We start from the raw sequence: 12925 nt of genomic DNA, 5'->3' as shown, positions 1-12925 counted from the left end.
CAATCTTGGAGACTTTGATGCGAACGACGAAAACGCAGGGAGGCTTGCGCCTCGCAACAGGCTGCATCGCAGCGGTGACAATGCTCGGGACGCATGCGCCGGCAGCTCACGCACAAAGCACGGTAACGTTGTATGGGCTTCTTTCGGAAGGGATCGGATACGTCAGCAACGAAGGCGGCAAGTCGAACGTGAAGCTTATTCCCGGCACGATGCAAAACAACCGCTTCGGCTTGCGCGGTGCGGAAGATCTGGGTGGCGGCCTGCGCGCCATCTTCACGCTGGAAAATGGCTTCGACATCACGAACGGCAAGTTTCAGCAGGGCGGTCGCATGTTCGGCCGCCAGGCTTACGTCGGATTGAGCAGCGCCACATGGGGAGCCCTGACGGCCGGACGTCAGTACGATGTGCCGTTCGATTATCTGACCGGCTTCGAGGCGCCCGTGGCTGCGGAAGGGCTCGGCGCGCACATCGGCGACAACGATAACGTATTCGGCAGCTATCGCTACAACAACGCGCTGAAGTATCAGACGCCGATTTTTGCGGGACTGCGCGGCGAGGTGATGTATGCGATGAGCAATGCGGCTGGCCAGTGGGCGATGAACCGCTCGGTCAGCGCGGGTGCTGCCTATGAAAACGGCGGTCTGAAACTCGCTGCTGTGTTTCTCAACACCGACAACCCCGGTATTGGGGGCAACGCAAACGGGGCTGTCACCGACGACTACGCCGGCGCGCCATTCGTGCTGTTCCATTCGAGTCCGCTGAATCCAAACGTTGGCGTGCGGCGGCAACGGGAATTCGGCGCAGGTGGCCAGTACACGGCGGGGGCGTTGCGCATGGCAGCCATGGTGACGGACGTGCGCTACGACTATCTGGACCGCACCAGCCTGCATCTGGATAACGTTGACGTCAACGCATCGTATTTCTTCACGCCGGCGTTGATGCTATCGGCCGCTTACATCTATACGAGCGGCAACTACGGTGGCTTTGACCATGCGCCGCACTGGAACATGGGTCAGTTGTGCATCGATTACTTCCTGTCGAAGCGTACCGACGTGTACGTGTTCGGCAACTATCAGAAAGCGGCCGGTGCCAAGGCGGACATCTATCTCTTCTCGCCGTCGAGCAATAGTAACCAGACAGCGATTGTGGCCGGCATTCGTCATAAGTTTTAGCCTACCCGTCATCTAGAAGGATCAGACATGAAAGTTCCGCTTACGGTCGCATGCTGGGATTACGACCGAACCCGGGCGCTGTTCGACGGTCGCGTCGCGATCGAAGGCTGCGACGCCAACCTACTGAATCTGCCGGTGGAAGAAACGTTCTTCCGTGCCTTGAACGGAGCCGAGTTCGATGTCGCGGAGCTGTCGTTCAGCAGCTACACGATGCTGCGCTCGCGCGGCACGTGTCCGTATGTTGCTATTCCGATTTTTCTCTCGAGGTCGTTTCGCCATTCGGGCATCTACGTGCGAACCGACCTCGGTATCGAACGTCCCGAGGATCTCGCTGGCCGGCCGGTCGGCACACCGGAATATCAGTTGACGGCAGGCGTCTGGCAGCGCGGCCTGCTGCAGGATCAGTACGGCGTGCCAGCGGAGGCAATCGAATGGTGGACCGGCGGCGTTGACGATCCCGGACGCCACGAGAAAGTGTCCTTTACCGCACCGGCAGACATCCATGTGAAGCGCATTCCCGATACGCAAACGCTCACCGAGTGGCTGCGCGATGGACGCATCCATGCGTTCATCGCGCCACGCGAGCCCAAGTGCTTCGTCAATCGTGAGCCGAATATCGGACGGCTGTTCCCGAACTTCGCCGCCGTGGAGCGTGACTATTATGCGGATACGGGGGTCTTCCCGATCATGCATGTGGTCGGCATACGCGAGTCGCTCGTCGAGCAGTACCCTTGGCTTCCGTCCAGTGTTTACAAGGCGTTTGCGCAGGCGAAGCAGATTGCACAAGGCGAGCTGCGGCAGCAGGCCGCGCTGAAGGTCATGCTGCCGTGGCTCGTCGGCGAATACGAGGATACGGTCGCCCGGATGGGCGAGAACTGGTGGTCGTATGGTGTCGCGGGCAACGAGGGAACACTCGACGCGTTCACGCGCTATCACCATGAACAGGGGCTTTCGGCGCGCCGCATGACGCCAGCCGATCTGTTTGCCGCGACCACGCTGGACAGCGTCAAGATCTGACAACGGTTTAAATGGAGGAGACAAGATGAATTCGGAAAAGGTGGACGTCGGCGGATTGATCGACGCGTGGGGAGTGAGATCGTGGCAGATTGTGATCATCGCGCTATGCATGCTGGTCACGCTGCTCGACGGGTTTGACCAGTTCTCGCTTGGCTTCGTTGCCCCGGCGATCAAGGCCGAATGGCAACTGAGTCCGCAACAGCTGTCCTATCTCTTCACGGCGAGCGTCCTTGCCAGCGTCGCGGGGGTGATTGGGGGGCCGCTGGCCGATCGCATCGGCCGTCGTTGGCTCGTGATTGGATCGACCGCGGCGTTTGGCCTTTTTACGTTGTTGAGTTGCACCGCAACTGACGCCGGGCAGTTCTTTTTCTGGCGCGTGCTGACTGGCCTCGGACTCGGCGCCGCGGTGCCGAACGCTATTGCGCTGTGCGCCGAACTTGCACCGAAACGTACGCGTTCGACCGTCGTGGTCGTGCTGATCTGCGCGGTCCCGTTCGGGGCGGCCCTGGCAGGCTTCGTCTCGGCGCAACTGTTGCCGCACTACGGATGGCGCTCGCTTTATATCGTGGGCGGTGTTGCGCCGTGCGTCGTTGCGCTGCTGTTGATTGGGCTACTGCCGGAGTCGATCCGGATGCTTGCGCTGCGCAATACAGCGGCGTCGCAAGCTCGTATCCGGGTGCTGCTAACAAAGATCAATCCGCAATGGAAGGCGCCGCCGGCCGCGATCTTCTATGTACAGGAAGAAGGGCTTGCACGCAATCCGGTCGGACGTTTGTTTGAAAAAGGGCGTGCGCTCGGCACCGTTTCACTGTGGCTGATCATGGCGATGAACCTGCTCGAGATCACGTTCCTCGGCGTCTGGTTGCCGTCGTTGATCCTGCGTTCGGGCCTCGACGGCGCAGTACCCAGCCATGTCACGTCGGCGATGTTGATCGGCGCGACGATCGGCTCGGTATTGATCGGACAGATCGTCGACCGGTTGGGTAGTTTTTCGATTCTCGTACCCGTGCATCTTGCCGGCGCGGCGGCGGTGGCTTCGATGGGATTCGCGATGGGAAACGTCGGTGCAATGTACGCCGCGGCGTTCATGATCGGTCTCTTCGTGAACGGCGGACAAGGCGGCGCCGACGGGATGCTCACGGCGTTCTATCCGACTTCGATGCGCTCTACGGGCATCAGTTGGGCACTCGGGGCGGGGCGGCTCGCTTCGATCGGCGGTCCGCTGGTGGGCGGCCTGATGCTGGCGCGGGGCTTCTCGACGCCATTGATTTTCGTCCTGGCCGGTCTGCCGGTCGTCATTTCCGCGCTGACCATTCACAACATGTGGCGCAGGACGGCGCGCGCACCGGTTGCCGAGGCGGTTGGACATTGAACCGCGGCCGATTGTGGCGCGGCAGCAGTCAGCCTTATCGCATCGCACGGCGAAGCGGCGTCGCGACGACGCATCCATCTGCGGTACACAGCATGTCCGTATGACCCCGCACGTCTGGCCTGCCTCGTCGACACGAGCAGTGCCGGCGCGCGATTAACGATCAAGTGGAGTGATGTATGAACAACAGGATGGAAGAGGTAATCATCGTGGGTGGCGGGATCGGCGGCTTGACGCTCGCCATCGCGTTGCACAAGGCAGGTGTGCGGTGCCGGGTCTTTGAAGCGGTCCCGCAACTCAAACCGCTCGGCGTTGGCCTCAATCTGCTGCCGCATGCGATGCGCGAAATGGATTCGCTCGGTCTGAAGGAGGCGCTTTGCGCAAAAGGCATTCTCACGCGCGAATATAGTTTCTACACGAACCACGGACAACTGGTCGACCACGAGCCCCGTGGGCAATTCGCCGGACTCGACTGGCCGCAGGTGTCAATTCATCGCGGCGATCTGCACATGACGCTCTACGACGCGGTGTGCGAACGTCTTGGGGCGGACGCCGTAGTCCTGGGTCAACGATGCATCGGCTTCGATCAGAATGCCGACGGGGTCACCGCGCACTTCGAGGACGCGGTGGACAGCAGGCGCTTGCCGGACGTGTCCGGAAAAGTGCTGATTGCCTGCGACGGTGTGCACTCGGTGGTTCGCAAGCAATTTCATCCAAAGGAAGCGACGCCGCGCTATCAAGGCTCGACGCAATGGCGCGGGGTCACGCGCTGGAAGCCGTTCCAGTCCGGCGCCAGCATGTGTTATATCGGCACGTTCCGTACCGGAAAGCTGATTACTTACCCCATTCGCGACGACATCGACAGCGAGGGGCATCAACTGATGAACTGGGTGATCGAATTCGCCCGGCCCGAGGAACAGCAACGGGACTGGAATCGTGCGGGCCGTCTCGAAGATTTCGTGCATCTGTTCGAGCATTGCCGGTTCGACTGGCTCGACGTTCCGGCGATGCTCCGGGCAGCAGACGCGGTATACGAGTATCCAATGGTCGATCAGGATCCGCTGTCCTTCTGGACGAGGGGGCGCGTCACCCTGCTCGGCGACGCGGCGCATCCGATGATGCCGCGCGGTTCGAACGGGGCAGCGCAGGCGATCATCGATGCGACGACGCTCGCGGGCCTCCTCACCGACTCGAACGACTGGCCACAAGCATTGGTTGAATACGAACGACGCCGGCTGAAGGCGACCTCGGACGTCGTGCTCGCGAACAGGGAAATTGCGCCGGACGCGATCCTGCTGGTGGTCGACGAACGAACCGGCGGCAAACCGTTCGACGATATCGACGAAGTGATTTCGCGCGAAGAACGCAAACAGTGGCAGTTGCGTTACAAGCAGGTTGCCGGTTTCAGCGCTGACGCGCTGACGCGCTGACGCGCTGATGCGCTGATGCGCTGACCTTTGCATTGCGAGGGCTAGCCGACTCAGCGAGCGGACAGGTTCCAGGAAAAAGTTGGGGAGGCTCGTAAAGAGGGCCGCGTGTACTTCCGGCAGCGGCTCCGGTTTCGTTTGGAGTAGGCTGATCGATCGCGCAACGGTGGGAGCAAGCCATGCGATTAATCATCGAAGCAAGGTTGGTCGACGGCGACACGGTCGAGGAGGGCGACCGAGTTCTGGCCGTCGTTGAGCGACCGGACCGTAGTCTTGCCGAACTGGGCCTGACTCTCGCGGAAAGACGGTCGCTGCTGGCACAGGTGCAGACCGAATTGATTTCGAAACAGGTGAAGCGGTGGCTCTCAGGCCGGACCCATTGTGGTCATCACAGCGTGACGTACCAGATGTTCAGTGAAAACCGGTGTCCCGCTCACCGACAGAAGCTTGAGACGAAATGCCGGCATTGCGGGCAGGAGACGCCCTACATCCTCAACGCAAGTCTTGTGGGCTCACCGTATCGTTGCGCGCGCTGCGTGAACTGGAGCCGGCCTGTCCGCCGGGCGCTGCGCGTTCGATGACCAGCACATCGAGGCCTTCGGATGCCGCATACACTGCCGCGGCCAGTCCTGCGGGACCCGCGCCGACAATGACGATGTCGCGCACCTGTAACTCGTCGATATTCGAGTTGAAGCCCAACGTTTGTGCCACTTCCCGCGTCGATGGGTTTCTGAGTATCTGGTCCCCGTTGCAAATGACGATAGGGACGTCGTCGCTGCATACCCCGAAGCGGTCGAGCAATTCCTGGGCACTGCTGTCGGTGTCGAGATCCACATAAGCGAACGGGTGTCCGTCGCGCGTCAGAAATTCTCGTAGAGCAAGCGTTTGCGCCGAATAGCGCGAGCCGAGCATGAGCACATTGGTACGTCCATGACTAACCATGGAAAGGCGCCGCGCCAGGAACGTCCTCATGAAGATTTCGCTCAACTCCGCGTCCTTGCTGATCAGGGTTCGCAGGTTTTCCGCGCTCAACTCCAGCAGGTGCGATGCTTCGACGGCCTGACACCGGTAGATGGAGCGCCTGCCTGCAATCATCAGCAATTCGCCCGAAAACTGACCCGGGTCATAAGTCGTCACCGTATCTTCGACGCCGCCAGCCAGCGAGACAATCCTGATCTTGCCCTCGATCACCACGTATACCGGCGGGGTGTCGTCATTGGGGTTATAGAGGACAACGCCTGCCGCCACCTGTCGCGGCTTCGTGAAGACGCGCACACGTTCGAGTTGAGATTCGGTGAGGATTGGAGCGTAAGCCATGACGACCTCCGGTCCGCTAGGCGAACAACGCTTCGGCGATGGCGCTGTTGTCGGCTTCGGTCATGTTCTCCTCCATCGGCAAGGATGCCGGGTCTGCCTGACCACCTTGCAATGGTAGGTCGCACCCGAAGAACGTGCTAATAAAACGCTATAAATTGCTGCTAACACGGGTTGTCTTACGTTGGTTAGTTGCCGCTTTCCGCTGCGGCTCTCGCCTACCGTTCGCCTCGGATCAGGTGCCAGTGGATTTTCGGCTCCTGCAAAACAGCACCTGTTGCCCCTTTGGCAAAGCGTCACGAAATGACGCCACCCGTCACAGATTGATCCTTTTGAGCACGCCCTTGAGCCATTCAGGACTCGGCGAACGTCACGCCGCGAATTAAAGTCTGGGCTCCTACCCACACATCGAAGGAATCTCAAATGAGCAAGATCGAACAACTCCTCCACTCAGGCAACAGCCACGCCACGGTTAATCGCGACCCCAACGTCCCGCGCGGTGAGTACGGTGCCCTCGACCTCAAGCTGTCGGCGTCGGGCAGTGAAAACCGCGAGTTCATCGGCACCGGACTGCACCCGAGAGCCGAGCAGTTGTTCTCGGGCGCGTGGTCGGCCTGTTACATCAGCGCGTTCGAGATTGCGGCCTCGATGAAGAAGGTCACGCTGCCGTCCGACTATTCCGTGGACATCCAGGTCAGCATTGGGTCGGTCGGCGCCGGGCATTCCCTTGGCGCCCAGTTCACCATCCGCGCGCCGGGTCTGGCAACGGAAGTCGTCGAGGCACTCGCGCACCTGGCCCATCAGCTCTGCCCGTACTCGAAGGCCGTGCACGGCAACATCGAGGTCGGCCTGAACGTAGTCACGGTGTGAGGGCATCTTCGCCCACCATATGACGCATACGATTGAATCTCACGCGCTTTAAATGCATTTAACACCCTTATTTACGAAGGAATCCATCATGGAAAAGATCGAAAAAGTCCTCGCCTCAGGCAACACCCACGCCACGGTCAATCGTGACCCCAATCTCCAGCGCGGCGAGTTTGGTGTGTTCGACCTCAAGCTGACAGCGCCCGGCGTTGAAAGCCTGGAGTTCATCGCCACCGAGCCGCACCCGACAGCCGAGCAGTTGTTTGCGGGCGCGTGGTCAGCCTGTTACACCACCGTGTTCGGGATTGCGGCCTCGATGAAGAAGGTCACGCTGCCGCCCGACTATTCCGTGGACGTCAAGGTCAACATTGGGCAGACCGGTACCGCGTGGTTGCTCGGCGCCGAGTTCACCGTTCGCGTGCCGGGTCTGGCTAAGGACGTCGTCGAGAAAATCGCGCACGCGGCCCATCAGATCTGCCCGTACTCGAAGTCTGTGCGCGGCAACATCGAGGTCACCACGAACATCGTCACGGTGTGATCGGATAATCGAGCGCAAGCCATCGCTTCATGATGAAAAACTTAAAAAGCGTTTGAAACGAACGGAAGGACTCGAAAGGTGAGGGCGAGGTGCGCAGGCAGCGGCGATGCCGCGATGCGCACACGTCTGATTCACGGCGCGGATGCGACGGTACGGTTCAGGACGAAAGCTGCTCTGCAAAATCGGGAGAAGCGATCTGATCAAGCAATTCCCGGAGTTCTTTGCTGACAGTCCGACCCAGCAGCGAAGCGAAACGACGTTGTGCCAGCTTCCAGAGCGCTTCAGCGTCGTGGAGCTTTGTCTCGCCCGCTTCAGTCAGGGCAATGCGGCGCTTGCGGGCATCCTCATCGTCCTTTCGGCTTTCAACGACGCCATCGCGAATAAGTGGCTTCAGCGTATGGCCAAGCGCCGACAGATCGCTCTGGGTCGGAACATCAAGGCGCGATATCGCGCAAAGCAGGTTGTATTGGGCGGCATTGATAGCTGTGCATCGGATGCGCAGCTTCCGAAGCTGACGATGGCTAGGCATCAGGACTTGTCCGCAACCGGCAGCAATGGCCGGAAACTTACCGTCTAGCTCGAAGCTGTGAATGACCGCTGTACTCCGATGCTGTTAAAAAAGTCGCTGCACGGCGTTTGCAATCCGCTCGCGAAAAAATCGACTTCTTAGATCGGCCTATAAACCGCTGCCGAACGTCGGTTAAGGGTAAGAAGACCCCTGAAGTGCGACGCGTGTCGCCGTCCGCCGGACGTAAATCGGCAACGTAGTGGATGGCAAAGCTCTTCTCTGCCTTGTCACATTCAACAATCTGAACATCTGAGATTGAAGCCGTGACCTGCTGTACGACCAGCAGTTGCCTACCTGGACGTGCTCGACCGGTAACGGTCGGGTTCGAAGCTCCGGGGACAACGTACCCTCCCTATGGGCGATTCACCCGGGCGACCGGGCAGGGATCGACACTGCCAGCAGCCGTGCGGTGTGGGGGCCAGGCAAGTTCCGCATGCACAACGTACGTGAACTGTCGATGGAATCCTCGTTATCTTCGAAGAGCCAAAGCTGCTGAGAGGCTCTGACCAAAATGGTAAATGGCCGGTTGCATCTTTTTCAAGTGGGTGCACGTCGTCACGAGGCCATCGGGGAATAGACAGGTGCTAAACGGACAGGCCCGGAAGTGCTCGGGTCGGCAGGGATGGGAACGCGGGAACCCCGATTTCCCGCGCTCGCTCTGGTTCAATGGAGCGGAGGCAGGTGGACCGTGAGGAACACTGTTGGGGAAGCGGGAGTGAGAACGCGCAAGAAGCGAAGGGTTGCCTGTAACGGGTGACATAGGGGTTCGAGATTTGCCCCGACCTGAAAGGGTGCTGACGTGCGCGTGGTGCGGCTGTCGTTGGCCCACGTCAGAGATTCACCAAAGGGAAGCTTGTGAGAGACCGGTCGGGCTACGGTTCAGCACCCTTGTCCCGGCGACGAAATGAATCGACGATGTGACGTTTGCGAAGGTTGTGTGTGCACAAACCGCAACCGGCATCGACATGATGCTTAATGCCGTGCGCGAGCCGTATGCGGGGAAACTCGCACGTACGGTTCTTCGGGGGCCGCGTTTCCGGGAGGGGGCGCGGCTACCCTCTAACCTTATGGGAGAGACGCCCAGCGACTTTTTCAACAACATCTGAGTGGTCCGGTCATTCGAGTCGGCGTCCCGACGGCAACGGTCCAGACATTGCGGATATTGTGCCACCAGAAGCCAAGGCAGGCGGCGCGTGATGAATTCCCCCGAGTGCTATATTTGAACGGCTTCGGATGTCTTCCGCTCAGGAGAGATCGTGGACGTCACCGCCTGGCTGCGCAGCCTTGGAATGGAACGGTACGAACCGGCGTTCCGCGAGAACGCCATCGATGTGGACGTGCTGTGCAATCTGACCGTGGACGATCTGAAGGAACTCGGCGTTACCTCGGTCGGGCATCGCCGCAAGCTGCTCGACGCGCTGGCTGAACTGCGGGCGCGAACCGAGCCCCGTCAAGCGGCGGTGAAGCCAGGCGAAGCAGAAGGAGAACGACGGCAAGTCGCCGTGCTCTTCGCCGATCTGTGTGGCTTCACCGAAATGAGCCGCGAAGCCGATCCGGAAGAAATCGTCGCTTTACTCGATCGATACTTCGAGCACGCCGATCGTATCGTCGAGCAGCACGGCGGGCACATCGACAAGCATGTCGGCGACGCCATCATGGCGGTGTTCGGGGCGCCGGTCTCCCATGGAAACGATTTCGAGCGCGCCGTGCGGGTAGCGCTCGCGATCAGCGACGCGATGCCCAACCTGTCCCGCGACCTGGAACGGCCGGTCGCCGTGCACATTGGCATTGCGGGTGGCGAGGTCGTCGCAAGCGGCACCGGCAGCGCGACGCATCGGGCGTACACCGTCACAGGCGATACGGTCAATCTGGCCTCGCGTCTTACGGACGCGGCCGGGCTGGGAGAGATCCTGATATCGGAAGCCGTGCGGCGTCCGCTGGCTCTTCGCCTCGACTGCGTCGAACGCGGCGCGCTTTGCGTCAAGGGCTTCACACAGCCAGTTTCGGCGTGGTGCATTGCCGGTTTTCGGCGCGCTAAGCTGGACCGGGCGTTCGTCGGACGTCGCGACGAGTTGCGGCGGTTTCGGACAGTGCTTGAAGCGTGCCGCGAGACCGGGCGCGGACGCACGGTCGTGCTACGCGGCGAGGCCGGGATCGGCAAAACGCGCCTCGTTACGGAATTCGGACGCGAGGCGCGGGATTCGGGATTCGTATGTCATGGCGGCCTCGTGCTCGATTTCGGCGCGGCAGTCGGACGGGGCGCGGTCCAGTCTCTCGTGCGCGGTCTCCTGTCCCTCGACGACTCGGCCGACGTGAACGCATGTATGACCGGCATTCAGCGGGCCATCTCCGGCGGTCTGATCGATGCCGGCGACGCGCTCTTTCTGAAGGATCTGGTCGATATACCGCTGACGCTCGAGGACCGCACGGTCTACGAGGCCATGGACAACGCGATGCGCGTTCGCAGCCGACGAAACGTCCTGACCCGGTTCGTGCAACGCGCGAGCCGCCAGCATGCACGGGTACTGTCCCTCGAAGATGTGCATTGGTCGGATGGACAGACGCTTCGCGACCTCGCCGCGCTTTGCGCCACGGTGGCGGAGTGTCCGGCCGTGCTCGTGTTGACCACGCGGACGTCGGACGATTCGGTCGACGAATCGTGGCGAGCAGCCGCCGGCGTGCAATGCACGCTCATCGATCTCGGTCCGCTGAGCGCCGGCGAAGCGAATGCCATGGCCGAATCGTTTCCCGGCGCGGAAGCGGACCTCGCGAAGCGCTGCATCGCACGCGCCGCGGGCAACCCGCTGTTCCTCGAACAGTTGCTCAACAATGCGGAGGAGAGCGCGGGAATCGGCGTGCCGGGTTCGGTGCGCAGTCTCGTGCAGGCGCGGCTGGACCGACTTCATCCCGAGGACAAGGCCATGGCGCAGGTGGCTTCGGTGCTGGGCCAGTTCTTCGAGAAGGACGCGGTCGATCATCTTCTCGACGGCACCGGCGCGGCGCTGGAACCGCTCGTGACGTGCCTTCTGTTGCGACGTCAGGGCACCGGCTTCATCTTCCATCACGCACTCATTCGCGAAGCCATTTACGACGGCCTGCTGAAAAGCCGTCGCCGTGAATTGCATCGCCGCGCCGCACAGTGGTACGGCGAGCGCGACGCCGTTCTGCGGGCCGAACATCTCGATCGCGCGGAAGACCGCGAGGCCGCGCGCGCTTACTGCGGCGCGGCGCGCGCACAGGCGTCGCTCTATCGCCATGAATCCGCGCTCCGGCTGGTCGAACGCGGGCTGGCGCTCGCAGATACGCACAGCGACCGCGTCGCGCTCGAATGCCTACGCGGCACGATCCTGCATGACGTGAATGACATGACGACGGCGCTCGCCGCATTCGAAACCGCCCTCGTGCTTGCCGCAACTGACGACGAGCGTTGCCGCGCATGGATCGGGCGCGCCACCGTGAAGCGGGTCATCGATGATCTCGACGGCGCCTGGACCGATCTCGATTGCGCCGCCGCAGCCGCCGCTGCCCAAGGCCTGCTGCGCGAAGAGGCGCGCATTCACTTCCTGCGCGGCAATTTGTGCTTCCCTCGCGGCGATAGCGACGGCTGCGTGCGCGAGCACGAACATAGCCTCGCTCTCGCCCGCGCAGCGGGCGACCCGGAACAAGAAGCGGCCGCGCTGGGCGGACTCGGCGACGGCGAGTACATGCGCGGCCGGATGATCAGCGCACTCGACGCCTTCAGCCGCTGCATCGAACTGTGCCGACGTCACGGCTTCGGACGAATCGAGGTCGCCAATCTGCCAATGCGCGCTATCACGGCGTGGTTCGCTGGCAATGCGGAGACGGGCCTCAATGCCGCGCTCGCCAGTGTCGCCGCAGCAGAGAAAGTGGGACATCTCCGCGCGCTTGCCGTTGCACATCACGCCGCGTGGCACTGTCTGCACGATCTCGCGCAGTGGGATCGCGCGTGGGAGCATGTCGGCCCGGCGCTGCAATGCGCGCGCGAGCTGAAATCGAGGCGATTCGAAGGCGAGGCGCTCGCGCTTCGAGCGGAATTGCATCGCGTCGCCGGTCGTCGGCGCGACGCGCTCGATGACATCGGACAGGCGCTCGCGATCAGTCGCGAAACCGGCATGGCCTATCTGGGAGCGAGCTATCTCGGCGTCCTTGCCCACGCGACAGATGACGCGTGCATCTTCGAAAGCGCGCTCGCGGAAGGAGAAGCCTTGCTCGGCGACGGGGCGGTGAGTCACAACCACTTTCTCTTTCGACGTGATGCGATCGACGCATGCATCGACCGGGGACTTTGGGATCGGGCCGTGCATCATGCCGCGGCCCTCGAAGATTACGCACGCCGTGAGCCATCACCGTTCTCGACGTTTTTCGTTGCACGCGCACGCGCACGCGCGCTCGTCGGACATGCGAAGGGCGATCGAGACCGGCTCTCGCAGGCCGAACTCGAGCGGCTTCGGCAGGACGGCAGGAAGTTCGGTTTCCTTCACGCTCTCCAGCCCATCAATGCCGCGCGTTCGTAGCGTGCAGACCCGTTCAGGCGGTCGCGCATGACCGGTTCTTGAGCTGAGCCGACGTCTGAGTGTCAGACTGATGGTACGTCCGAACGACGCTTCCTGGCCGGCAAGCGCCCGCTCGCCG

At 61.7% G+C, this 12925-nt stretch carries 9 protein-coding genes; 7 read left to right on the top strand and 2 right to left on the bottom strand.

The genetic code is table 11. From position 1 onward, the window contains the following. Positions 1–80: 80 nt before the first annotated feature. From PQR27_RS25880 to PQR27_RS25865, 4 genes are all read left to right on the top strand, one after another. The gene (locus PQR27_RS25880) at positions 81–1172 is read left to right on the top strand and encodes a porin (protein WP_408528303.1); all 1092 of its coding nucleotides are present in this window, start codon (positions 81–83) and stop codon (positions 1170–1172) included. Positions 1173–1199: 27 nt separating this feature from the next. After that, complete coding sequence (locus tag PQR27_RS25875) at positions 1200–2189, top strand: substrate-binding domain-containing protein (RefSeq protein WP_408526461.1); 990 nt, start codon at positions 1200–1202, stop codon at positions 2187–2189. Positions 2190–2214: 25 nt separating this feature from the next. After that, positions 2215–3561, top strand: a complete 1347-nt coding sequence (locus tag PQR27_RS25870) for an MFS transporter (RefSeq protein WP_408526460.1) — start codon at positions 2215–2217, stop codon at positions 3559–3561. Positions 3562–3737: 176 nt separating this feature from the next. Further along, the gene (locus tag PQR27_RS25865) at positions 3738–4988 is read left to right on the top strand and encodes a flavin-dependent oxidoreductase (protein ID WP_408526459.1); all 1251 of its coding nucleotides are present in this window, start codon (positions 3738–3740) and stop codon (positions 4986–4988) included. 489 nt (positions 4989–5477) lie between these two features. On the opposite strand, the gene PQR27_RS25860 is transcribed toward PQR27_RS25865, so the two are convergent. After that, on the bottom strand, positions 5478–6302 hold the full coding sequence (locus PQR27_RS25860; RefSeq protein ID WP_408526458.1) for an FAD-dependent oxidoreductase: 825 nt from the start codon (positions 6300–6302) through the stop codon (positions 5478–5480). 420 nt (positions 6303–6722) lie between these two features. On the opposite strand from PQR27_RS25860, the gene PQR27_RS25855 reads away from it, so the two are divergent. Next, positions 6723–7169: an Ohr family peroxiredoxin gene (locus tag PQR27_RS25855; RefSeq protein WP_408526457.1), complete on the top strand. Its 447-nt coding sequence runs from the start codon at positions 6723–6725 to the stop codon at positions 7167–7169. 88 nt (positions 7170–7257) lie between these two features. Next, a complete protein-coding gene (locus tag PQR27_RS25850) occupies positions 7258–7704 on the top strand; it encodes an Ohr family peroxiredoxin (RefSeq protein WP_408526456.1) in 447 nt (148 codons plus the stop codon). 157 nt (positions 7705–7861) lie between these two features. On the opposite strand, the gene PQR27_RS25845 is transcribed toward PQR27_RS25850, so the two are convergent. Beyond that, the gene (locus PQR27_RS25845) at positions 7862–8233 is read right to left on the bottom strand and encodes a MarR family winged helix-turn-helix transcriptional regulator (RefSeq protein WP_408526455.1); all 372 of its coding nucleotides are present in this window, start codon (positions 8231–8233) and stop codon (positions 7862–7864) included. Between the two features lie 1295 nt (positions 8234–9528). On the opposite strand from PQR27_RS25845, the gene PQR27_RS25840 reads away from it, so the two are divergent. Continuing rightward, the gene (locus tag PQR27_RS25840) at positions 9529–12807 is read left to right on the top strand and encodes an adenylate/guanylate cyclase domain-containing protein (RefSeq protein WP_408526454.1); all 3279 of its coding nucleotides are present in this window, start codon (positions 9529–9531) and stop codon (positions 12805–12807) included. The last annotated feature ends 118 nt before the right edge of the window (positions 12808–12925 follow it).

Source organism: Paraburkholderia fungorum, assembly GCF_046027215.1.
GTDB classification, from domain to species: Bacteria; Pseudomonadota; Gammaproteobacteria; order Burkholderiales; family Burkholderiaceae; genus Paraburkholderia; species Paraburkholderia fungorum_D.
This window is presented reverse-complemented; position numbering and strand designations above follow the sequence as displayed.